The sequence below is a fragment of the Dysgonomonas sp. 511 genome, from assembly GCF_010501105.1.
In the GTDB taxonomy this organism is placed as follows: domain Bacteria; phylum Bacteroidota; class Bacteroidia; order Bacteroidales; family Dysgonomonadaceae; genus Dysgonomonas.
In genome coordinates, this window is sequence record NZ_QVMQ01000011.1 from 202850 (window position 1) to 226573 (window position 23724).

Annotated in this window: 17 protein-coding genes and 1 tRNA gene; 4 read left to right on the forward strand and 14 right to left on the reverse strand. The window is 39.8% G+C overall.

Annotated elements, in window-relative coordinates; translation table 11 throughout:
• Positions 1 to 16: 16 nt before the first annotated feature.
• The 7 genes from D0T57_RS07045 to D0T57_RS07075 all read right to left on the reverse strand — a co-directional run bounded on the left by D0T57_RS07045 (position 17) and on the right by D0T57_RS07075 (position 13813).
• Positions 17 to 913: an endonuclease/exonuclease/phosphatase family protein gene (locus D0T57_RS07045; RefSeq protein ID WP_163272273.1), complete on the reverse strand. Its 897-nt coding sequence runs from the start codon at positions 911 to 913 to the stop codon at positions 17 to 19.
• A 28-nt stretch (positions 914 to 941) separates the two neighbouring features.
• The gene (locus D0T57_RS07050) at positions 942 to 2429 is read right to left on the reverse strand and encodes a RagB/SusD family nutrient uptake outer membrane protein (RefSeq protein WP_163272275.1); all 1488 of its coding nucleotides are present in this window, start codon (positions 2427 to 2429) and stop codon (positions 942 to 944) included.
• A gap of 110 nt (positions 2430 to 2539) precedes the next feature.
• On the reverse strand, positions 2540 to 5644 hold the full coding sequence (locus D0T57_RS07055) for a TonB-dependent receptor (RefSeq protein WP_255490530.1): 3105 nt from the start codon (positions 5642 to 5644) through the stop codon (positions 2540 to 2542).
• Positions 5645 to 5661: 17 nt separating this feature from the next.
• The gene (locus D0T57_RS07060; protein WP_163272277.1) at positions 5662 to 7746 is read right to left on the reverse strand and encodes a BACON domain-containing protein; all 2085 of its coding nucleotides are present in this window, start codon (positions 7744 to 7746) and stop codon (positions 5662 to 5664) included.
• A 27-nt stretch (positions 7747 to 7773) separates the two neighbouring features.
• On the reverse strand, positions 7774 to 8823 hold the full coding sequence (locus D0T57_RS07065; RefSeq protein ID WP_163272279.1) for a hypothetical protein: 1050 nt from the start codon (positions 8821 to 8823) through the stop codon (positions 7774 to 7776).
• A gap of 309 nt (positions 8824 to 9132) precedes the next feature.
• Complete coding sequence (locus D0T57_RS07070; RefSeq protein WP_163272281.1) at positions 9133 to 11451, reverse strand: family 20 glycosylhydrolase; 2319 nt, start codon at positions 11449 to 11451, stop codon at positions 9133 to 9135.
• Between the two features lie 667 nt (positions 11452 to 12118).
• Entirely contained in the window at positions 12119 to 13813 is a 1695-nt protein-coding gene (locus tag D0T57_RS07075; protein ID WP_163272283.1) for a glutamine--tRNA ligase/YqeY domain fusion protein, read from the reverse strand.
• A gap of 938 nt (positions 13814 to 14751) precedes the next feature.
• Here D0T57_RS07075 and D0T57_RS07080 point away from each other — a divergent pair.
• From D0T57_RS07080 to D0T57_RS07090, 3 genes are all read left to right on the forward strand, one after another.
• Positions 14752 to 15417, forward strand: coding sequence for a phosphatidylserine decarboxylase family protein (locus D0T57_RS07080; RefSeq protein ID WP_163272285.1), 666 nt, complete (start codon positions 14752 to 14754; stop codon positions 15415 to 15417).
• 6 nt (positions 15418 to 15423) lie between these two features.
• Positions 15424 to 16143, forward strand: a complete 720-nt coding sequence (locus D0T57_RS07085; RefSeq protein WP_163272287.1) for a phosphatidylcholine/phosphatidylserine synthase — start codon at positions 15424 to 15426, stop codon at positions 16141 to 16143.
• A 108-nt stretch (positions 16144 to 16251) separates the two neighbouring features.
• Positions 16252 to 16325: transfer RNA gene (locus D0T57_RS07090), tRNA-Ile, on the forward strand.
• Positions 16326 to 16556: 231 nt separating this feature from the next.
• Here D0T57_RS07090 and D0T57_RS07095 read toward each other — a convergent pair.
• On the reverse strand, positions 16557 to 18254 hold the full coding sequence (locus D0T57_RS07095) for a hypothetical protein (RefSeq protein ID WP_163272289.1): 1698 nt from the start codon (positions 18252 to 18254) through the stop codon (positions 16557 to 16559).
• 77 nt (positions 18255 to 18331) lie between these two features.
• On the opposite strand from D0T57_RS07095, the gene D0T57_RS07100 reads away from it, so the two are divergent.
• On the forward strand, positions 18332 to 18520 hold the full coding sequence (locus tag D0T57_RS07100; protein WP_163272291.1) for an NUMOD3 domain-containing DNA-binding protein: 189 nt from the start codon (positions 18332 to 18334) through the stop codon (positions 18518 to 18520).
• 193 nt (positions 18521 to 18713) lie between these two features.
• Here the strand turns inward: D0T57_RS07100 and D0T57_RS07105 are convergent, their stop codons facing one another.
• The 6 genes from D0T57_RS07105 to D0T57_RS07130 form a co-directional block, all read right to left on the reverse strand.
• A complete protein-coding gene (locus D0T57_RS07105; protein WP_163272293.1) occupies positions 18714 to 19808 on the reverse strand; it encodes a toxin-antitoxin system YwqK family antitoxin in 1095 nt (364 codons plus the stop codon).
• 20 nt (positions 19809 to 19828) lie between these two features.
• Complete coding sequence (locus D0T57_RS07110) at positions 19829 to 20788, reverse strand: SH3 domain-containing protein (RefSeq protein ID WP_163272295.1); 960 nt, start codon at positions 20786 to 20788, stop codon at positions 19829 to 19831.
• A gap of 167 nt (positions 20789 to 20955) precedes the next feature.
• Positions 20956 to 21651 carry a hypothetical protein gene (locus D0T57_RS07115; protein ID WP_163272297.1) on the reverse strand — a complete coding sequence of 232 codons (696 nt, stop codon included), beginning with the start codon at positions 21649 to 21651 and terminating at the stop codon, positions 20956 to 20958.
• Entirely contained in the window at positions 21648 to 22148 is a 501-nt protein-coding gene (locus D0T57_RS07120; protein ID WP_163272299.1) for a hypothetical protein, read from the reverse strand. Before D0T57_RS07120 ends, D0T57_RS07115 begins: the two co-directional genes overlap by 4 nt.
• A complete protein-coding gene (locus D0T57_RS07125) occupies positions 22145 to 22423 on the reverse strand; it encodes a hypothetical protein (RefSeq protein WP_163272301.1) in 279 nt (92 codons plus the stop codon). The genes D0T57_RS07120 and D0T57_RS07125 overlap by 4 nt, the downstream gene beginning before the upstream one ends.
• A 14-nt stretch (positions 22424 to 22437) precedes the next feature.
• The gene (locus tag D0T57_RS07130) at positions 22438 to 23724 is read right to left on the reverse strand and encodes an LPP20 family lipoprotein (RefSeq protein ID WP_163272303.1); all 1287 of its coding nucleotides are present in this window, start codon (positions 23722 to 23724) and stop codon (positions 22438 to 22440) included.

The window sequence follows — 23724 nt, forward strand, 5'->3', positions numbered from 1 at the left end:
TCTTAGTCTTTATCTGTTAATACCTGAATTCTACCATCACAGGATAGTGGTCTGAAAAATTATCGGTGAAATCGTCATATATCACCCCCGCTTTAGTGACATCGCGCAGCATGGCGTCAGTGCCGTATATAAAGTCGATGCGTGTACCTTTCCGTCCGGCTGTCCATCCGCCATACACAGTAGGCGTAGTGCGGTGGAAGTAATTGTGCAGGTGGCGCACAGCATCCGAGAAACCGGCATCCATTATCATATCGTGTACGCGGTAGTCGCGTCCCTGAGGGTTGTCCATGCCATCCATATCGATGCGCGACATGGCATTGAAGTCGCCCATCAGCAACCATTTCGGTTCCATCGGGAATTTGTTGATCGTGCTGTCGAGGAATATACCCATTTCGTGCAGGCGGTATTCCGTCCCCAGCCCATCACCATCCTGATGCCAGTAGCCTTGCGGCCAAAGGTGGGTAACGACAAGGTTGACTCCTTTGATGGATGCAAAGATGCAGCCGTGCGAAACATGCTTGGTAACCCGCCTGCGTTTTTCGAGCGGGTATTTCGATGTCAATGCTACGGGATAATTATCTCCTACTTTCACGTTGGTTATCACATACGGGTGATTGTAGCGTGCAGCCAGTTTTTCGAGCGACTCCTGCGTAAATCCGTTGGCTTCCTGCAAGGCTACGATATCGGGGTCGTAGCTTTTGAGCCATTCTACAAAGTTGTCGTAGTTATTGGTTTTATCCAGCTTCATACCTTCGAGTATATTGTAGCTGATAAGGCGCAACGATTCTCCATTACTGGTATCTTCTCCGGGCGACACCGACAACAGTATGTCGTCGTCGCTACAACCAGACAAGTTGAAGACAAGAAGCCCTAGTATGAAAACCTGTACGGCTTTTTTGATATATCTTTTCATATGATTCATCTCCTTATAGATTTTGTTTTTACATACCATAAGCTTTATAAGCTTTATTGTCAAGATTGTATTTCGAATAAATAACCTCTACGTCGGGTATCGGGTAGTATTCGTGGCAAGGAAGGATATTGTTCTTTACCGATGCATAATCGGTATAGTCGTATGTCATCTGATACCAGATCCCCCAGCGTACAAGGTCGTATTTGCGCTGGTATTCCCCCAAGAGTTCGCGCCCGCGTTCTTTCTGAATTTCTTCCCTGAGGGCATCCCAGTTTTTGAATACATAAGATGCCAGTCCGGCTCTATCCCTCACCAGATTCAGGTAATAGACAGATTTGTCGGGATTGTTCAATTCCATATAGTTCTCGGCTTGCATCAGCAGGGCATCGGCATAGCGGAATACCTTCTGGTTGTTTCCATCGGCAGTATTGAACATCCCCGGCGACCAGAATTTAGGGCCCGGCCAAGGTATGGAGGCTGTGCTGTTGAACTGCCTGCCGTTGTATTCCCAAGCCAGATTGAGGTCTTTGCGCTTGTCTACACTTTTCTTCGGCATTATCGACTGGAAATAATAGGCATTGGGGCGCATGGCTGTCCATGTAGTAGCTTTATCGCCCAGTTCGGTAATCTCTATGCCGTCGTAAGTAAATCCGCTTGAACGGCTTGGTGTACAGATACAGGCGGCATTGGTGGTTACCTTCAGCCCTGTTTCGGAGTAGGAGAATTGTATTTCGAAAATAGATTCGGGCGTATTCTTATTGCGAAGCATAATATCGTCTAATGAATACTGGTTGAGATCGCCGTATATGGTTTCGAGTTCATCCACCGCATCGCGGGCTACATCCCAGCGTTTGTTCCATTGTGCCAGCTTACCCATTATCATCCAGCCCATAGCCGCGCCTATGCGGTTGTCGGCTATATCGCTGGAGCGTATCTGCTTCATATTGGGAACATGGTCTTGCAGTTCTTTTATCAGGTAATTGCGGGTATCTACGGCCGACATACGCCCCAGAACAGCAATTTGGTCGATATTGGTATCGTCTACATGTTCGGTATAGAATGGCACGTCGCCAAAGGTGGAAGTGAGGAACCAGTAGTAATAAGCCCTGAGAATAATGCCCTCGGCCAACAGTTCTTTCTTTACGTCTTCCCTTATCGGCGCGCCTTCTATCCCTTTTATTGCAGCATTGCAATACATGACTCCCTTGTAGCCCTGTGTCCACATCGTTTGTCCGAAACGGGGCTGTGCGGGAGATATGTTCAACTGTGCATCCAGTGTTCCCGATTTAATACTCATCAGGTCGGTGACGCCTTCCATCGCTATAAGGTATGTGTAGGTATATATCGACTTGAGCGGTATATAGCATGAGTTTAATCCCGATACGCACTGCCCTTCGGTTTTATAGAAGCTATCCATATTGTCGAACGGAGCGTTTTCCTCCAGCGAACAAGAAGGGAGTACACATACAATAGCTATCAGCGCAAGTAATATCGTATTTTTTATATTTGCTTTCATCTTTGCTATTCTTTAAGGTCTCAGACCTATTTGTTATTTTGTTAAGATTAAATACATCAACTGGTTAGATTTGGAATAATGTATCATTAAGTACTTTCTTTTACTTATTGTTAATATTTCACCTGAAGGCTAAAGATTATAGTGCGCGGTTTCGGGTATGCTCCGATATCTACACGGCGCAGCGTGGAGTTGTTGCTGCTGGAAGATACGTCGGGGTCGAAACCGTTATATTTCTTCCATACATACAGGTTTTCGCCACTGGCACTTACCCGCAAACTCCTTATCACGTTGTTGGTGATCCTGCGCAAATCGAAATCGTAGCTGATAGATATGTTTTTCAGGCGGAGGTATGTAGCATCGTAAACCATGCGGTCGGAAGCTATACCATCGTTGCTGCCTGCACGCGGGATATCAGAATTGGGGTTGCGCACGGGATGCCATGCGTTTTGCATGAAGCGGTACTGGTTGGTATATGGCGAGCCGTTACCCATCCATTGCTCCGATATGTTGTATATTTTGCCGCCTAACGAATAGTTGAAATAAACACCCAGCGTAAAATCGAATATATGGAATGTATTCTGGATACCTCCGTGCAGCCAAGGGTCGGCATTGCCCAGGTAAACAAGGTCGTTCTCATTCATCACCCCGTCGTGGTTTACATCCAGGTAGCGTGCGCATCCGGGATCGTAAAGGGCAGGAGTAGGCGATATGTAAGCCTTGGTGGTCTTATTGCGGTCTATCTCATCCTTGTTTTTCCATGTGCCTGCATATTTGAATCCCCATAGGGCATTCAGCGGATAGCCTTTTACATAACCGTACATCATATAGCTGTTGTTGCCATAGGCCGAGTATGCTTTCACAAAGTCGCTTGTTCCTATATCTTCCACCATTTGCTTATTGTGCGACAGGGTTAAAGATGTAAGCCAAGAGAATTTTGCACCTATTATATTCTTTGTTTCTATGCTCAGTTCCACCCCTTTGTTCGAGGTCTCGCCGATATTTTTAAGGGTTTGATTATACCCTGTCTGTGTAGGCAACTGTAGGTTGAGCAGGAGGTCTTTTGTGTACGAAAGGTAACCTTCGGCAGTTATATTCAGCCTGTTTTTGAAGAACGACAAGTCGAAAGCGAGGTTATATACATCTGTTTTTTCCCATGTGAGCTTTTTATTCTTCATGCGCGAAGGGTAGAAAGCTACAGGTTGTTTTCCGCCAAAGAGATAACCTCCGGTGGTCGATGTCAATTTATCCAGCGACAGGTATTCGGAAATACCATCGTTTCCTGTCCGCCCCATACTTATCCTCATGGCTGCTTCGTCTATCCATTTCACGTTTTTCATGAAATCTTCTCCCGTAATATTCCATTTCAATGCCCCCGATGGGAAGAATGCCCATTCGTGGTCGTCGGCAAAGTTGGAGCCTCCGTCGGCACGTGCAGTAAAGGTTATGTAATATTTTTCCTTAAAGTTGTAATTGAGGCGGGTGAGCAGCGATGTCTTACCTCCATCTACGAAAGAAGAGGTTGCCGTATAGTTCTCTTTATCGGGAATACCCCCCATGTCGTTCCAGCCTATTTTGTCCGACTGGTAGCCTTTGCCTTGCAAGGTGAGGTTGTTACCTTCCCATCGCTGCGAGGTAAGCCCTCCCATAACATCTATATTGTGCTTTTTGTCGAAAGATGTTTTGTACGATAGGGTATTCTCTATCAGTAAATTTGTTTTATGATACTCGCCCCTGTAGGCTGTACCTCCTTCATCTTCGGCTTTGGCAGGCATTGTTCCCGGTTCGTACTGGAAGATGTTTCGTTCGTACTTGTAATATGTTCCCTGTGTTTTGAATCGCAGCCCTTTGAGGGGAGTGATTTCGGCATAGATGCTATAATTTGTATTGTGGCTCTTCTGGTTGCGTGTAACGAGGTCCAGGTACGAGCGTGGCGAATTATATTTCTGTCCGCTATACCACAGGTTGTTGAAAGAAGACTTGGCATCGAGCAAAGGATTCAGATAGATTGCTGCATTCCACCAGTTTGTTCCCCCGATTGTAACCAGATTGGGGTCTTGGTCGCGGAAGGTATAGTTCCCGTTGAACCCTACCTTCATCCACTTGAATAACTGATGATCGAGGTTGAGGCGTCCGGTATAACGCTTCACACCGCTTCGTTCGATGATACCTCGGGTGTCGTTGTACGAGAATGAAGCATAATAGGTCGTTTTTTCGGAACCTCCGGCCAACGAGATGTTATAATTCTGATAGGGGGCTGTCTGCGATATTTCGTCTATCCAGTCTGTTCCTTTTCCATACTTGAACGGATCGGGATACGGATATTCCGATTGTGGGGTTTCGGGCCCTATTTCTCCGTAATTGTCGGATGTAGCAAAGTAGGCGTAGTCGTTGCGATACTGCGCAAATTCCGAAGCATCCATAATATCTAGTTTGCGTGGTAGCTGCGAGAATCCTACATCTGCCTTGAATGTGATATCGGGTTTTCCTTTCCTACCTTGTTTTGTGGTAACGATAATAACACCATTGCTACCTCTCGACCCGTAGATCGCCGTAGAAGACGCGTCTTTCAGTATGGAAATAGATTCGATGTCGGAGGAGTTGATATCGCCAAGGTCGCTGACGGCATCCATTACTCCATCGACCACGATAAGCGGCTCATTGTTTGCCGTAATAGAGCGTGTACCACGGATACGGATAGAGGTAACAGCTCCCGGCTCGCCGGTTGTAGCCATGATGTCGGCTCCGGCTACACGTCCTTGTAATGCCTGGTCGACAGACAAAACCGGAACGTCCTTGATGTCGGACATCTTGACACTGACCACCGACCCGGTAAGGTCTTTCTTGCTTACTTCGCCGTACCCGATTACTACTACTTCCTGCAATTCCCGGTCTTTGTTCTGGTACATGACAATGTCAATCTTTGTCTTGTTGCCGATTTTAGTCTCCTGAGAAATATAGCCTACATAATTGAATACCAAAGTGGCATTGGGTGAAGCCTGTATGGAATAGTTTCCATCTACATCGGTGATCGTTCCTCTTTGTGCGTTTCCTTTAACTACGACTGTCGCCCCTATCAGGGGTTCGCCATCATCGTCTTTCACATTACCCGTTATAGTGATATTCTGGGCATATACCAAAGATGTTAAAAGAAACATAGCCAGAAACATGGTACAACGTTGTACCTTCTGCCTAAATATGTTAGTTCTCTTTTTCATTAGGTGTTCCTTTATATTTATTTATTATAGCGTACAGATACATAAGAGAGTACGGTTGCTGTTGCGTTGTTGATAGCAGTACCGTCGTAAGAAGCTGCCGTACCTGCCTTATTTTGAGTTACACGCAGGCGTACATATACATTTTCTTGTCCCATTAAGGATGCTGGCAATGATGCGTCGATATTCTTCAATCCGCTGATCTGATTATACAATGTATTGCTCCATTGTACTACATCGGGCACTGTATAGTCTTTTACCTTGTCCCACACACCGCTCTGATTGCCATGCGTAGAAGTCTCTATTGTCCAGTAGCGAGGCGCGCCCAGTCCGTTGTGGAAAGCTGTGAACTGTAGCGATAGCTGGCTGCTACTTATCCCCTTGGTAGAGAATTTAATCACCCAGCTTTCGCCGGATGTGCCGTTCCACCAATATGTTTTGGCAATGCCTTGTCCCTGAGCGGAAGGAATGACTCCCTTGTTGTCGTCTGCCGTTTTTCCGGTGATTGGGCCCAGATAAGTATAATCCTGAGTGCCATAGATATTGCCGGTTGAGTAAGTCTGGCTGAGCTCTCCGCTACCCGATGTAGGCGTAACAATCTTAGATGTACCCTGAAATTTAGTCCATTCGCATATCACCTTCGAGAAACTGTTGTCGGCACTTTGTGCTACATTGATATCTTCGCGGGTGAGGTGGCGTATCTGGTATTTCCCGATATCGCCTCCAAGGTCGAAACGTTCGTATTTTTCGTGTACTATTATACCCGATATATCACCCGAACCTTGAGGGAGAACGCTTCCATCGCGGCGGTATGGGCATCCGAGATTCGTCATCAGGTGCGAACTTCCGCCTTTGCTATCTCTTATAACCAGAGGATACATATCTACACGGTAAACGGCATAGGCTACGCCATAACCTTCGTTGATAGGGGTAAACGGCCCTTTGCGGATTGGCAGTTCGCAATCTTTCAGCGTGACGAATGTATAGAGGTCGGCATCGGTCAGGTCGTTGATATATTTTTCTTTTTTGGCAAGATTGGATGCTGTACCCGCATCGAGAGTGATATAATTGATGTTTGTTATACCCTTTATTGTGTAACGTTCGGGGTTCGATTCCTTAACCAGCATAAGCCCCTTGAGCCACAACTTAAGGTTGTCGTACCGATGCATTATATTTGCATCTTTGGTATCGGTAGTCAGGGCAAATCCATATTGCGCCGCTGCATTTTGCACGTAAGCAGTGGTGTAGTTTGCATCATAATTGATAGTAGAGGTCGTAATATTCGGGTTTGCTGCTACATTCGGATTTTCGCAATCGCTGATTACAAAGCCGCTGATGCTTATATCGTCTGTGATTTCGATAGAGCCTGACGAGGCACTTATCAATGCCCTTACTGTTTCGAAGCTGACATCCTGTGTGTTTTCGGTTCCGCCTTGGCGCGACTGTATTACCATGCACGATGATATGTGCTTTTCGCCCCATTCATCGGTAAATACCAGATTTACGTTTGCTGTGCGGTCGGAAGAGGAAGCGTTTTTGGTAACAGTGAAAGATGCCGAAGTAAGGTCTTGGGTAAGGCCAAAATCGGTGATCCAGTCTTTAACCTCGCTTTTATAATCTACTTCGAGAGAGATTCTGTCTTTCAGGTCGTCGGGCAGATTGGTGCTTACCTGCATTATAGCCTTTGCACCAAAGCCATGTGCTTCAAATTCTTTGGCAACAAATTCGAGAACAGGCAGCTGCCCGAATTGCCTCAGGTATAATGTATCTACTACCGATACATCGGGGATGGATATGTATATGCGCCCTAAACGGTTGAAGCTTTTGTTTTCGGTGTAGTTGACTTCTATGGTACTGTTTCCGTTGCCGGACGTACCACTTTGGATAGAAGCCCAGCTCTCGGTGGCTGCATCCATCGACAAGTTCCACGAACTGTTTGCCGAGATATTGAAACTAGCAGAACCCGATCCGGAACCTACAGAGATGGAATAGCTCCGGTTTTGTCCGCTTTTCCGGGCGTTCACGTCCTCGTCTTCACAAGCTGTGAAGGCAAAGGCGAGCCCTAATAATAAGCAGGTTATACTTATTTTAAATAATACTTTCATACTTGTTGTTTTATCTAAATTAGTACTTTAAGGTATGATGTTTTCTTCAGCTAGATAGTAAGACTTTTCATCTATAATATACAAGGAAACATTGTCGATAAACATACGATTGAGAGTGCCTGTAGTTATGTCGTTGCCTGTAACAAACTGCACACGGGTATCGCCTGTAAACAGGTTCGATTCCCTGCTGACTATCAGCATATGGTATCTGGCGTCGTTCCACATTGTTCCCGGCACATCGCGGTTGGTATGGTCGTAATAGCCGATATCTATGGTTTTGGATGTAGTGCCATCGACAAACTCCCCGCCATCGAGAATATTTACTGTAAGTGTATTATTGTCTTTAACCCCCATCTCCGAAACGTAGGCAACGGCATCGAAAGACAACATTAATATTGTGTCTTTAATCACGCCATTTGTATATGGAGATATCAGGTCTGCTCCGCTAAAAGTCTGCCCCAATTTCACATAGCCACTTTTTCCGTAGCAGTAGGCAGAAGTGTTGCCATCGGCTGTTGTAGACTTCCAGCCATATGCTTTTTGTACATCTGTCCAATTTTCGATAAGGGTTTCTTTACTTTCGTCGAACGGACTGGCTGTGCCATAGCGCAACCATGTAAAATCTTCTTTCAGGCGGGTGTTGAATCCCTGATTGAAAGATACAAACTGTCCTAAGAAGTTTTCTTCCGACGAAAAAGACATGACACCCGTACGCTTTACAAGATCATCGCCTCGCGGACTGACCTCTAGTATTATCCTGGTGGCTTGAATGTCGGAAAGGTAATCTGAACTAAGCACCTTTATCCATTCCTCGTCTTTGTCGGCAGTTTGAAAGAATAATTTATAATCGACATTAGAAAATACATAGAGGGTGTCTTCTCCTCCCTCTATCTTACAATAGACTCCTGAAGTAGCTTCTTTTTCTTTCGTTTCGGAAACGATAAGAAACTCTCCACGCCCATATTCCTTATCATCGTCGCACGATATGAAAAGCAACGAAAAAGAAAACATCATAAATAATGTGGAAATGAGTCCTCCGACAAGAGGAATCTTTTGTCCAAAACAGGCAGTTTTCATAGTTAAAATTTTGACATTAATATGTGATACATCATAAAATACTTAGTATATATTAGTTACGGTTCGTAAAAGTAACCCCCCGTTGTTACGGGAAAGGGAATATATATACAAGAAAATATTAAGCTTGTTTAATCTCTGTTGGTCAATTAAAATCAGGCTTACTCTGGATTTAAGGTTCTTTCGATACAGGTTGTCTTTCATTGTTCTGTCTTAGGCATTGCGCAAATATAGTAATATAAAACAAAATGCAAAATAAATTAACACAAAAAGAACTTCCAAGGCTGGATAATGAAAGCAAAATAGCTTCGATTAGAAACAAGAAGCATCCATCTCCCTAAACTCACTTACCCCTTCCGGTCTTATATTTAGCGTCAGTTTCTCCGTGATAGTAGGCCAGCCACCAATTATACCCGACAGTTTAACTAATTTTATCGCATGGTATCCTTTCGATAATGCAATAGACCTGTCGGCACGGCTATGCCGTTTCACTTCCCCTTCGTTGGAGATAAGAAGCTGGTTACCAATCCAGAACTGCCCGGCATCGGTAGCAAAGTAATATACGCCATCTTGCGGTATATTCATATAGCCTGCGACAACAGTACTGCAAAATTTGTCAGGCGTGAGGTCTGAATTTCGCTTATACACATACTTTGCACTTTGCGGTGCGTCTAAGTTCCCGGTTTCGTCCGGCTGCTTGCCATCCAGATCAGACACACTACGATGTAGCCCCTTATAATAGTCCACTTTCAGCCCCGATGGTTTTTCCTGAGCTGTTGCAGGCAGGAGGCTTTGTTTCTCTACAACAATGGTTCTTACATCGCCCATCTTCCCCGAAGGTAGTACCGACCTGACTTTCAGCTTCGTATTTACAGTAAAGTACAGAGGCCTTTCATACACCTGCGACTTGGCATGGGGCTCCGATCCGTCTGTTGTATATACCATCTTTACAGGCTCGGTAGTCTCAAACTCCAGTTTGGCAGTATTGGTAAAGGCCACAAAATTGCATGATGGTACACCTTTCTGCTGAGGCACAGGTATGTAATAGTTCACACCGTGCATATCGAGGCGGGTGCGCTGGTTTTCGAGCCGGCGTTCGAAATCGGTATAATCCTTATTCTCGTCGGCTGTCCATCCTATTTCGGCCAAGGCCAGGATACGCGGATATGTACACCATTCCATAATATCGGTAGTGTACATATATTCCGACCACACATTGGCTTGTACACCATAGATATACCGATGCTTATCGGTTGACAGTGCAGCGGGAACTGGATTGTAGCTGTAGGTTTTCGCCAAAGGCACATCGCGACGGTTGCATACAGGGAACACCTTCCTGTCGCCCTGGTAATTGTCGAGATATAGCCAATCGTTTGGCGTCATTATTACATTATGCCCCATGTTGGCGGCGGCAATTCCCCCTTTCTCTCCACGCCAACTCATAACGGTGGCCGTAGGAGCCAGCCCCCCTTCGAGTATCTCGTCCCAGCCTATCAGCTTTTTGTCGTTCTTCAGCAGGAATTTTTCTATGCGCTGTATGAAGTAGCTTTGCAGGCGTTCTTCCGCACTATGCTCGTTATCTGATGTGAATCCCAACTCTTTGATCTTCGCCTGGCATTTCGGGCATTTCTTCCATCTGGTTTTCGGGGCTTCATCACCTCCGATATGAAAGTATTCGCTTTCGAACAGCGGCATCACCTCTTTTATTATGTCTTCGAGAAAGCTGAAAGTAGCTTCGTTGCCAGCGCAAAATATATCGTTGGATATCCCCCATATATTACGCACTTCGAAAGGACCTCCCGTGCACGAATATTCGGGATAGGCAGTCAGCACGGCGACAGCATGCCCCGGAAGCTCTATTTCGGGTATCACCTCTATGAAACGCTCTTTGGCATAGGCTACTACCTCCTTTATTTCTTCCTGCGTGTAAAAATACGGACCATATTCGAAACCCTCGTTCTCCATTCGTTTCGAGGATATTTCGGTCAACTTCGGATATTTCTTTATCTCTATGCGCCACCCCTGATCTTCGGTCAGATGCCAGTGGAATTTGTTGATTTTGAACAGGGAAAGAACATCCAGTTGTTTCTTTATATAATCTACATCTGCAAAATGACGGCAAACATCGAGGTGCTGCCCCCTGTATTCGAACCGGGGTTCGTCGGTTATATCAACCGAAGGGATACTCCACTCAACACCTTTTGCTGCTACCGGGCTTTCTATTTCGGCAGGCAACAATTGCAGGAGTGTCTGCATACCATAGAATAAGCCCTGAGGGGTTTTGGCTTTAATGGTTATCCCGTCTTTGTCCGATTGGAATAAATATCCTTCGTGGTTTACGGGAATACCGGATGCAATCTCGAGCCGGATGCAATTTGCGCCGCTTCCGTCCTTTTGTATTGCAAGGTTATATCCTGTCGATTTATTTATTTTGGCAGCGAAGAAGGAAGCCACTTTTTCCGCGTTTTTATCTTTCACGATAAGCCGGGTATCCGTCTTTAAGGTAAACCGCCCCTCTTTCTCGGTCAATTTAAGTGGCTTTGGCGTTATGTTTATCTGCGATTGCAAACCCGATATTACAAAAAGCAAGAAAACAAAAGCAATGCCACGTAAAAAATGTGAATAATTCATGTTATTATCTCTTTAAGGTTTCATTTAAATGCAAATATATAATTATATTTTTTAAAATACACCCAAAAAGAAATATTAACTTTCTAATTCTTTCTATTTTTTGTTTTTTGTTTCGATTTAAAAGGAAACAGGAAAATATTTTTTTTAATAACTAAGAGCCTGTTTAAATTTTAGCGAAAATATTTCTTATAGGTTCTTTAGTATAGTTCTTAGCAACTTTCTTATGCTCTTTTTAGCGTATTTTCCACATTTTACTCTCGGTTTAGCCCGCTAAACCAGCAAGTAAAACACGAAAAATCCATCTAAAATTGAAAATCGACGAAGCGAAGGCGAGTCAAATAGCTATAAAAAAGATTTGCTATAAAATTTAAACAGACTCTAATAATATTTTCCTCATTATATAGATAATCGCTCTTGATAAAAATACAGTTTCTATGTAAGAAATAATGTGAGTTCGAGATAAAGAACAGTACGCAATCAATTGTTTACCAAAATATATGGCGTAAAACTCCGTATTCTTTATAGTAAAAAAAATTAACCACGAAGAACACAAAGTTTTACACAAAGTTCACAGGGTAAACGCATGAAAAATAGTATTCCTGTTTTTCATGCGTTTACCCTGAGCTTCGCCCCACGGAGTATAGGCTATATAAAGCAGAGTACCCCCCTACTTCACCTTAGCCTTAGCCCACGAATCTTTCAGCGATACCGTACGGTTGAATATAACGTTGCCGGCAGTAGAATCCTTGTCTATACAGAAATATCCTGTACGTTGGAACTGGAACTTATCCCCTTCTTTCGCATTCTTGAGGTAAGCCTCCATCTTACAACCTTTCAGTATTTTCAGCGAATCGGGGTTAAGCAACTCCCTGAAATCGCGCTCGTCATCCGCAGGATTTTCTACAACAAACAGGCGGTCGTAGAGGCGCACTTCGGCATCGAAACAATCTTCGGTCGATACCCAGTGGATAGTTCCTTTCACCTTGCGTCCGCTATCGGGCATACCGCTTTTTGTCAACGGGTCGTATTCGGCATATACCTCTGCTACGTTTCCGTTTTCGTCTTTCTTGCAACCTGTACATTTCACAATGTAACCGTTTTTCAGGCGTACTTCATTGCCCGGAGTCAGGCGGAAGTATTTTTTAGGAGCATCTTCCATAAAGTCGTCGCGTTCGATAAACAGTTCGCGCGAGAATGTAATATTATGGTTTCCTGCATTTTCGTCCTCAGGATTATTCTGGGCGCTCATCACCTCTGTTTGCCCTTCCGGGTAGTTGGTTATAACGAGTTTTATAGGGTCGAGCACTGCCGAAACACGGGTTGCTATCTTGTTCAGGTCTTCGCGTATGGAATGTTCCAAAAGCCCGATATCGTTCACCCCGTCATATTTGGTGTAACCTATCTTATCCATCAGTATACGGATCGACTCAGGGGTATATCCCCTGCGGCGGAATCCCCTGATGGTAGGCATACGCGGGTCGTCCCATCCCGAGAGGATGTTTTCTTCTACCATCGCCCTGAGGTTGCGCTTGCTTAGCAGGGTATAAGTAAATTGCAGCTTATTGAACTCGTATTGATGCGGGCGGTAATCGCCGGTTGCCAACTGGTCGATAAACCAGTCGTAAAGTGGACGGTGCACATCAAATTCGAGGGTACACAGCGAATGGGTCACACCTTCTATATAGTCGGACTGCCCGTGTGCAAAATCGTACATGGGATAGGCATACCATTTGTTGCCTGTGCGATGGTGCGGGTGGTGTATTATGCGGTACATAATAGGATCGCGCATATGCATATTAGGCGCAGCCATGTCTATCCTGGCACGAAGCACCATGCTGCCTTCAGCCAGTTCGCCGCTGTTCATCTTGTTGAACAGGTCGAGGTTTTCCTCTACCGGGCGGTTGCGAAACGGGCTTTCTGTGCCTGCCTGCGTAGGCGTACCTTTTTGTTTGGCTATTTCTTCTGCCGATTGTTCGTCAACATAAGCCTTGCCGTCTTTTATCATCTGCACGGCAAAATCCCAAAGCTGAGGAAAATAGTCGGATGCGTAGTAAACGTTCGCCCAGTTGTAGCCCAGCCATTTTATATCGTCCATTATAGAATCTACATATTCCACGTCTTCTTTCACGGGATTGGTGTCATCGAAACGCAGGTTGCAGATACCTCCATACTCTTTGGCAATACCAAAGTCGATGCAAATAGCTTTTGCATGCCCTATGTGTAAATAACCATTCGGCTCCGGCGGGAAACGCGTCTGGACACGGCCATCGTTCTTTCCTTCTTTCAGGTCGTTTTCCACTGCCACCTCTATAAAATTGAGGCTCTTTTTTGGTTCTTCGGGGTTTAAATTACTTTCAGACATACACGTTGATATTTGTTTTCAAATGTTTTATGCAATAAATGAAGTTACAAAGATAAATAAATATCTCTCATGTAGTATGTGTACCTTTCAGTTATCGGCCAACAGCCATCAATTAGCAATATCTTTAGATACAAGTAAACGAGATACGAGATACAAGTTCATAATTTTGTAAGAAACCAACCCGTTTACAGGCACCTTGCATCTCCAAAAAGTAACACTTGTAACATCTTTTCATTACTTTTTCCTTGTTACCTTTTCTTTAGATACAAGTAAACAAGATACGAGATACAAGTTCATGTTTTACAAGAAACCAACCCGTTTACTCGTCTACTGGCATCTTGTATCTCTCTAAAAAGTAACACTTGAACACATTTTTCATTGTTTTGCATATTGTGGTTCTTTTATTATTTAATAGCTTTAGGGTCTGTATGGTATAGATAAAGTTGTTGGAATTAAATTGAGAGGTGTTGCTTTTTAGCTGATATCTACTGGCCATTTGCGAAGTCATTGATTTTTTGATGTATTAAAAGCCTATTGTATATAATAGAGCAAACGCATAAAATTTATCCAAACTCAATTCCGAGCTTCGTAGGGGCGAATTATCATTCGCCCGCAGATTTTTTTCTATTTCGGGCGAATGATAATTCGCCCCTACAGTAGTCAAAACTGGAATATCATTTTTTCATGCGTTAGCCCTGTTGTATATAATGCCTATTTTGGATGGGTAAATGCTGCTTTTTGTAGCGATCATTGCCTTTGCCCTACTTTTCACACTTTAGTTTTCTCATAAATAAGGAATAGAAGCCACAGCGTAGAAAGTGAAAGGTGAGATAGATGCTGGTCGTTTTACGGTTAAAAATTAGGAAAGCAAATTTGTATATATCACTAAATAAAGATATTTTTGCAACTCACAATGGTATATTTATATAAATAATAACATGAAAGTTCATCACGAAGGACGCGATGTTTTAGTAACATACTTCATTATCCTTGCCTTGCTAAACGGGGCATTGTGGTACTTTTTCCATCAGTCTGTACTTTCTTATTTCATAGGGGGGATATCGTTGATCCTGTTTCTGATAGTCCTCAACTTTTACCGTAGCCCGTACCGCCGGTTCAAGGGCGAGACCAAGGACATTGTTGTGGCTTCGGCAGACGGGAAGATTGTAGCAATAGAGGAAGTGTATGAAAGTGAATATTTTAACGATAGACGCCTGCTTGTTTCCATATTCATGTCGCCGTTCAACGTGCATGCCAACTGGTATCCTATAAACGGGAAAGTGTTGGAATCTAAGCATCACGACGGGAGGTTTATGGCTGCGTACCTGCCAAAATCGAGTACCGAGAACGAACGCTCGACCGTGGTAATGGAAACCGAAGACGGCAAGCATCAGATATTGCTGCGTCAGGTGGCAGGGGCTATGGCCCGCCGCATTGTTACCTATGCTCGGGTAGGGGAAGTGGCTCATATCGACGAGCATCTGGGTTTTATCAAGCTAGGCTCGCGGGTTGATGTTTATCTGCCTCTCGGCACTGAGATATTGGTGGAGATGGATCAAAAAGTAACAGGCAACCAAACTGTTATTGCAAAATTTAAACCCTGATTGAGAATGAAAAACTATATACCGAATACCCTGACATCCCTTAACTTGCTTTCGGGATGTATTGCTTCTGTAATGGCTTTCCACGGGAAATTCCTTTGTGTCGTGGCATGGGTTATTGTTGCCGCTATTTTCGACTTTTGCGACGGTTTTACTGCGCGCTTGCTCAAAGCTTATTCGCCATTGGGTAAAGAGTTGGATTCGCTGGCAGACATGGTTAGCTTTGGGGTAGCGCCGGCCATTGCTGTATTTACATTCCTGTCGATGAATATGCATGTAATTTCGGGCAATGCGTTCGTTGTTGCATATTTGCCATATGTAGCTTTCTTGCTTACAGTATTTTCGGCTATGCGCCTGGCCAAGTTTAATGTAGATACACGGCAAACGAGCTCGTTTATGGGATTGAATACACCTGCAAATGCAATGTTTTGGATAAGCCTTAGCTATGGTCTTGCCAATATGCCTGTGGTGAGTGCTATGCTGATATATACGGTGCTGTTTGGCATTGTCTTGTTCTCTTTGCTGATGGTATCGGAAATCCCGATGTTTGCATTTAAGATAAAGAATTTGAAGTTTGCAGGGAATGAATATCGCTATATTCTGGTGATAGGTACTATAATAATGCTTATCGCAGCCGAGGTCGTGCTTCATTCGTTTATATTGGGTATTGCGGGGGCTGTATTGTTTTACATAGCTTTGTCGCTTATAAGTAACAGAAAAACAGCGTAGATAGCGGACTTCCGTTAATATTATCTGTAATTTTCTTGATAAAAGTTTGCTCAATTCGTCGAAAAGCAGTAATATTGCAACCGATTTCGGGTTAACCGCCGAAAATCAGGTCCTATAGCTCAGTTGGTTAGAGCATCTGACTCATAATCAGGGGGTCCCTGGTTCAAGCCCAGGTGGGACCACATTTTACAACAGATAATCCATTGATAATTAGTAATTTATCAGTGGATTTTTCTTTTTGGGGTACACTGTGGGGTATATTTTTGTATGCTACATCCCCCCTATATATAAGTAAGACTCCTGTATCCACCTAGGTAAAACATATTGAGCTATGGGGTGCTTATGAACTATGGATTACTGTCTGTTTGTCGACATACTAAATTTTCCAAAGTGTCAGGGTAAATATATTTGAACTATATTAAGCCATTTTGAGCTATTCTAACAAGTTTCTTTGGTCTGCTATACAATTCAATAGAAAAGCTTGGAAACAGGCTATAAGTATTATAAATCTCTTTCATTATCGCTTCTATTTCATTGTGGTTACAACTCTCATTATTGGGTGTGTCGAGTATCACAATCGCATCATGTATATTGATAGCATCATATCCTGTTTCCTTGTATATACTTTCTAAGATTTGATAGAATAATTCGCTCTCCATCTTCATAATAATATGGCTTAACTTGGTTTCATCTCCCTTTGGCTTCAATTCATTGATAACTTTATATACATTGGGATATATGGATTTGAAAACCTTACCATATTCTTTATAAGCCATCGTTTTTGTTTTAGAATAGAAAACCTCTGCAAACATTTGGGCTTTTAACTCGCCTCTGTCAAGGGCTTCCAATCCTTGTGATTTGCAAGCTTCTAATAGCTCCTCCCACATACGTCCTTGTGAGGTCTTATAGATATACTTCTTTACATCAACAGGAATATTAGGAATATCATTCAATAATTTATCTATATTGTTGTTTATTAATTTATTATGTGGATTCTCATAAACATAATGGGTAGAAAGATTATTATTGGATATAAGTATATTATATATATTGATATCTTTATTTACAATATTATTAAATAATTCATTATCAGAATAATATATTAATAATAGTTTATTCAATAATAATGGATGTGAGTTCTTTATATCTATGGAGAATTTAATATTAAGAAATTGTTTTAAATCTTTTGGGGTATTGGTAAGAATATGATATATCCTGTTATCATTATCAATTTTATTTATTGTAAAAGGGCCATTTTCCTGATAGGTATATTTGTTATATATGTTTAGATAATATTCTTTTTGAATAGGTTTATTTTGCTCATATTCTTTGTTATTATATATGAATTTCTCACATTCATCAGTAAAAGCCATTTTAAGCCTTAGCAAGCAATTATCATATCTCTCAACTATAAACTTATCCCTGTCAGATAAACGATTGAATTTAGCTCTTTTATATGCTTCAAATTGTTCGTAACCTTTATAAATATATTTTTTGATTGTTACATTGGATTCAGGTTTCGTTTTTATGGAGGATATATATTTATCCTTTATACGATATGCCCTTGAACTCTTTCCAATGGTATAAGCCCCATCAGTGTCAATAAACCCAATTCTAAGCAAAGTATATAAAGCTATATTATAGTCATTTCCAATGATATCTTTTAATAGTTCTGAATTGACTTTGGTATATCCATTTTCATTATTGGTACACCTTGAACAAAATAGATGGATAAGGTAATTGAATTTGTGATGTAATTTCGTTTTATGTTGTCTCCCTATTGGTTTTAAATCCAATTTTCTTTGTATTTCGCTATATTTCCATTCTTTCTCTTGTTTTGCTAGTGCAAGGTTCATCCTTTCTGATATATCATCTATTGTAAGTTCTTCGTTAGACTTATTACTATCAATAATAAAATCTTTAGGGGTATTCTCATAATTATGGCAAAATTCCCTTTCTTCATCTGTGAACTTTGAATATTTTATATGTTGGGATATAATATAATCTGTATTCAGTTTATTATCGATATGGTTCAGCCCATCAACATAATATAATAGGAATTCTCCTTTTTTTAGTTTCTTTTTCTTCGACCTAAAACTGTCTTTTTCCATTTTTCTTAATATTTATATATAAATATAGTTCAATAAAGAAAAAAGTCAAGTATAATGAAAATAATAGTAACAGAGATATGGCAAAACGATTATTCAGAGAGGCAAGTGAGGCTACCAAAACAAAGATGTCAATTAAGAAGCAAGGAATTTTAAACCCCAATTATGGACGAACTCAAAGTGATGAGACAAAGCAGAAAATTAGTCAGAAAATGAAGGCTTATTGGGAAACTATTCCTAATAAACCTTCTGATAATGAGGATATTTAATGAGTATTTTGACACGTCTATTAGTGTATTTCTATTTAATTACCACTAAATAGAAACGCATAATTAACTAATTGTCAATGTATTATATTTTCGCTAATGATTTCTAGAATGCAAATATGTGATGCGTTGATAATACAATGTTTATGATTTGGAATTTTCTAAAAATCATAATGTCTTCCATAGTTTTTAGATTTTATCTTTCTCGTTTCCCATCTTTAAATATTGCAACATTTGTCAGTTTTCCATCACATGAGTAAGACTTAGATACTCCATTCTGTTTACCTCCAATGTATGTATCTTCAAATCTCAATTGTCCATTAGGCCAATAGCTCTTACTCATACCCTCCAATTTATTATTTTTATATGCTTTTTCTTTATTCAACCCATTTTTATCATAGTATTTGAATATCCCATTTTTTTTACCTCCAATGTATGTTCCTTCTTCTTTCAATTGTCCATTTTCCAAATAGCTTTTACATATTCCCTCTAACTCTCCATATTTATATGTACTTTCATATTCCAATTGCCCATTCTTATAGTAGAGCTTAGATACTACATTTCTTTCACCTCCAATGTATGTTTCTTCTCTCATCAATTGTCCATCTTCATAGTAAGATTTGTATATCCCATCTTCTAATTTCCCATCTTTATATATTCTTTCTGTTACCAATTGCCCATTCTTATGATAGGATTTGTATACTCCATTTTCTTTACCTCCAATGTATGTTTCTTCTCTTTCAAGTTGTCCATTTTCATAATATGACTTGTGTACCCCATTTTTTTTACCTTCAATGTATGTTTCTTCTCTCATCAATTGTCCATCTTCATAGTATAATTTGAATACTCCATTTTCCTTACCTCTAATGTATGTTTCTTCTCTTTCAAGTTGTCCATTTTCATAATATGACTTGTATACTCCATTCTTTTTACCTTCAATGTATGTCTCTTCTCTCATCAATTGTCCATCTTCATAATATAATTTGAATACTCCATTTTCTTTACCTCCAATGTATGTTCCTTCTACCTCAAGCTGTCCATTTTCATAGTAAAATTTCGCATCACCATGCATCAATCCATTTTTTAGATTTCCTTCTATTTTTAATTGTCCATTTTGATAATATGAAGTACATTTTCCAGTGAATGGGGTTTTTGAATTGACTCTATAAAAAACACCATCATGTTCTTGTAATTCTTCTATATCAACAATTTTCTCTTGGCAACTCGCTGAAATTGTCGATAGTAACAATATAATTAGAATATTGTTGAAATAATTTAACCCTTTTGTCATAAGATTTATATTTAACTGTTTTATTGCATTCTATACTCTCGTCCTGTTTCATCAAATAATATATTGGGAGTTGCAAATGAAAATCGAGCAGTCTTCCCACTATAAGTACTTCTTAATAGAAATGTCACACTTGTTCCTTCGCTATAAGTTGAATGTTTTATCACCTCTATTGGACCTGTTGCGATTCCTTTTAAATATGCAATATTCTCAGAATTGACATATCTAAATGTTATATCATCACTTAAAGACTTAAATGTCCTATTATTAATATATGCTCTGAAATCCATTTCAGAATTGATGGTAATTGAACTATTGTTGGAAAAATTATTTGAATTATTCTTTTGGTTATTTGAAATAATCTTTACGCATGATTTGTGTATCCAACCTTTTGAATTATTTTTATATTCAACAATTTTATACCAATTCCCATTTAGAACAGGATTAATATAGAAAATCTCATCTTCATAAATCTTATATAGAATATCAGATGATGTATTTGGTTCTTTTCTCGCATTTGTCCAACCATCCTTATCATTAATGACAGCAGTTAGCTTATTTGATTGTAATCCATTTTGAATTTTAGTTAGTTTTTCTTTCGTATTATCATCCAAATCAGAAATTTTTGAAAATATATCTGAGTTGTAGACCAAAATCCCCTTATCCCTATCTATTTGAAATCTATGTTCTGCATGAGTAGGGAAATTATCACAAACTGAATTATCAAAACCATCCAAAACTAAATACTCAAACCTTCCAAATAAAGAATCCATTTCATATTTCCCTTCATAGTTGAAGCACATATCGTCTGTATATATAGCAGTATTTTCTCCAATGTATAGAAGTAGACCTCCATCACATTGGTGATTAGTTGTTCCCCAAATACCAATCAATTCATTCTTTTCCTTACCATTCTTGTTTTTACATCCTATAAGTCCTAATAAAAGAACAATGAGAATAAATGCTTGTGTAATCTGTTTCATACTTGCTTGAGATGTTATGTTTTCTTTTTTACTTTCATCAATATGGTACACCTTGTATTATTCGCAATATCTGCTTTTGAGATATCTAATATTTCTGTATTCTGATATTTTTTTTCAAGGTCAACAACTATCATTTTTTCCCTTGACTACATTTTCATCTTAATATATTAGTAACGTGATTCAGACTCTATATCATTTACAGTTGCGCTACCATCTGATAATAAAATAGCAATAATTTTGGCATCATCTCTTATTTCTGATATCGTTAAATTCATTCCATCGTTGGATAATACTTTTTCTTCACTTTTCAGTTGTTTGGTAGAGAATAGAAAATAAACATTGGGATATATGTCTGTCTGTACAGATAAGCTATATTCAGGATATTTTATACTCAAAATAGGTTCAGGACAGCGACAATAATACTTACATGTTAAATCGTTATATCTCTTTTTCAATTCAGATAATGTCATTCCAACAGCAGCGCCTTCTTTTGTTTGATATAATGGTGACCTGACTAATATTTCATTAATTTCGTCATATTGTTTAGGACCATATTCATCTGAATAATCTACAATTTTAATCTGCATCTCATTCCCATCATAATTAATATAACATTTGGCCTTAAATTGTACGTCATCAAGATTTATCCACCTTTCAGATTCTCGTAGATTACCTCCATGTGTTTCTGTAATGAAAAATGGTAGAGTTTGGTCAAGAGAATATTCCCCAACAGCATTGCTTGTAATCAAAAATATACTGTCAATTAGGGGACTAACATTTTCTTGTGATTTGTCGTTACTTTTACTGCATGAGTAAGCAGCGACTGTAAAAACCACTAATGTAAAGATTGTAATATATTTCATAAATTATTGTATTTTGAATGATTATTATCTTTATCCAAACGTTTGATAAAGATATATACTACTTTATTGTTGTCTGTATTAGCTATAAAATTTATAAGCAGTTCTATTTCATTGACAAAGCCAACAGAATGCTCTTTCAATATTTCTGTTGTTTCAATTATTATTTCAGAATCTGCTCTTTTTTTTGTTTCAGTTGTCCTAATTATCAAATCAGATGATATCGTAGAGCCATTCAAGAATACACTTACTTGCTGTCTTGCTTTTACTTGTGCCACTCTATTCAAGATGTTGTCACTCTTATACTTACTTTTATCTAAACTCAATGCAGAGATTAAGTAAGTGTTGTCATAGTCCTCAACAACCTTCACTCCCTCAAATGCTGTTTGATTGTGCATTCTTTTTAAGAAGTTAGCCAAAGAGGTTTTTTCGTTTGAATAGTCCTGAGAAAAGCAAGGGAAAACGGGCAATATGAATATAAATAATAACCATCTTCTCATAAGCATGGAATTATTTCAGCCAAAGATTCATTGAATTTTATCCTATTTCCATAGATAGATGCACACGTTTTCTTATTCCAATAGTTATTTTCTAAAAGATAATGTTTACCTGTTGATAAGGAGACAATAGCGTCTTTTTTGAATTTAAACACCAATTCGTAATCACAACCATTTGGTAACAAATCTTCTGAAATACATAACTCTTTTACTTTAATAGCTTTTAGTAGAACTTCATTGTCTGAATTACTTCCTGTGATTTTAATTATTGTTTTCATGATAACTTATAATATTATTTAGATGAAATTGTATACTTTTTTATCTTGGAAAGCTTATCTGTTGAAAGATCGGGATGTACAGTATTGAACACGAGTAAATTATATTTATCTTTGTTGATTGCAGAAAGAGAAATAACAGAACCAAAGTCTACACCTCTATTCCCTGCCTTATGAATAAGAGCATTTTTCTCAAGTTTATATAGAAAATCGAAAGGTGTGTTTTCGTATGTTTTTGAGGTTACTCTACGAGCACTATATCCTAATGATGTAGATTGAACCATTTGAGAACTATAAAGAGCAACCTCAGACAAATAGATATTATCAAGTTGGCAAACAAATGGATTCGCGTTTTTTGCATTACGTGTACCATATTTGTTTATCAATGTAGCGTTTTTGCTATCGAGTGCATTAGGTAAAGAACTTATTACGACTGTTTGAATATTTGCATCTATTTCTGCTTTCATAAGTGAATTTCTTAAACTGCTTAGTAAAGACAATATTTGTTGTACTGATTGTTGTGACCTCAAATAGAATATATCATACTTTTTACTTGAAATACACAGTGTGAATGGATAAACAGTCTTATTTATTTTAAGATAATTTTCGACTTCACTTTTAGATAAAGAAAGTGAACTTAATGTATTGAATAATACCTCTGTTGCTGAGAAAAAATTTTGATTCGCAGAAGCTGTTATTTCTAATGGAACTTCCCATTCGTCTGTTTTGGGTTGCCTTCTTGGTCCTGTTTCTATGGGTTGATTTCTGCTTGTTACTTTGTATGTGCCTGCTTTTATAGGGTCTTTTGCTGACACTTTATAGTCAAAAGCCCTGTCTGTTAATGCAAGAAATGGTATTTGCAATTGGCGAATAGCTTCTATTTCATTTTTTGCATAAAGTTCCTGCAGTTTAATATTTGCACCAAAAGCAGCGCCATCAAATTCTGTCTCAAATCCCTTATTCTTACAAAAAGACGAAAGTGTATATAATGACACCTGAGATTTTACAGTTACAGAAGTATTTCCATTACTCAATGATTGACTGTCTACAATGTCATACTTCTTTATATTGCCATTAGAGACTGAGACGATTTCATCTTTTACTAATTCATCATTAACTATGTTTGTTTGTGAGGAAATAAATGTCCCAAACGATTGCTCAATCGCACTGCGAAGAGCATTTGTTACAGCTTCATCTTTTGTTTTTCCCTCTCCAATAGTAGTTAAGGATACAATATCTATTTTTTGTGCATATATCCCATTTAGGGCGAATAAGAAAATTAGTAGCAATACATTCTTTTTCAT

What these genes read in the sequence shown, in the direction of transcription:
- D0T57_RS07045 (WP_163272273.1), bottom strand. Translation starts at nt 913, where the DNA reads ATGAAAAGATATATCAAAAAAGCCGTACAGGTTTTCATACTAGGGCTT.
- D0T57_RS07050 (WP_163272275.1), bottom strand. Translation starts at nt 2,429, where the DNA reads ATGAAAGCAAATATAAAAAATACGATATTACTTGCGCTGATAGCTATT.
- D0T57_RS07055 (WP_255490530.1), bottom strand. Translation starts at nt 5,644, where the DNA reads ATGAAAAAGAGAACTAACATATTTAGGCAGAAGGTACAACGTTGTACC.
- D0T57_RS07060 (WP_163272277.1), bottom strand. Translation starts at nt 7,746, where the DNA reads ATGAAAGTATTATTTAAAATAAGTATAACCTGCTTATTATTAGGGCTC.
- D0T57_RS07065 (WP_163272279.1), bottom strand. Translation starts at nt 8,823, where the DNA reads ATGAAAACTGCCTGTTTTGGACAAAAGATTCCTCTTGTCGGAGGACTC.
- D0T57_RS07070 (WP_163272281.1), bottom strand. Translation starts at nt 11,451, where the DNA reads ATGAATTATTCACATTTTTTACGTGGCATTGCTTTTGTTTTCTTGCTT.
- D0T57_RS07075 (WP_163272283.1), bottom strand. Translation starts at nt 13,813, where the DNA reads ATGTCTGAAAGTAATTTAAACCCCGAAGAACCAAAAAAGAGCCTCAAT.
- D0T57_RS07080 (WP_163272285.1), top strand. Translation starts at nt 14,752, where the DNA reads ATGAAAGTTCATCACGAAGGACGCGATGTTTTAGTAACATACTTCATT.
- D0T57_RS07085 (WP_163272287.1), top strand. Translation starts at nt 15,424, where the DNA reads ATGAAAAACTATATACCGAATACCCTGACATCCCTTAACTTGCTTTCG.
- D0T57_RS07095 (WP_163272289.1), bottom strand. Translation starts at nt 18,254, where the DNA reads ATGGAAAAAGACAGTTTTAGGTCGAAGAAAAAGAAACTAAAAAAAGGA.
- D0T57_RS07100 (WP_163272291.1), top strand. Translation starts at nt 18,332, where the DNA reads ATGGCAAAACGATTATTCAGAGAGGCAAGTGAGGCTACCAAAACAAAG.
- D0T57_RS07105 (WP_163272293.1), bottom strand. Translation starts at nt 19,808, where the DNA reads ATGACAAAAGGGTTAAATTATTTCAACAATATTCTAATTATATTGTTA.
- D0T57_RS07110 (WP_163272295.1), bottom strand. Translation starts at nt 20,788, where the DNA reads ATGAAACAGATTACACAAGCATTTATTCTCATTGTTCTTTTATTAGGA.
- D0T57_RS07115 (WP_163272297.1), bottom strand. Translation starts at nt 21,651, where the DNA reads ATGAAATATATTACAATCTTTACATTAGTGGTTTTTACAGTCGCTGCT.
- D0T57_RS07120 (WP_163272299.1), bottom strand. Translation starts at nt 22,148, where the DNA reads ATGAGAAGATGGTTATTATTTATATTCATATTGCCCGTTTTCCCTTGC.
- D0T57_RS07125 (WP_163272301.1), bottom strand. Translation starts at nt 22,423, where the DNA reads ATGAAAACAATAATTAAAATCACAGGAAGTAATTCAGACAATGAAGTT.
- D0T57_RS07130 (WP_163272303.1), bottom strand. Translation starts at nt 23,724, where the DNA reads ATGAAAAAGAATGTATTGCTACTAATTTTCTTATTCGCCCTAAATGGG.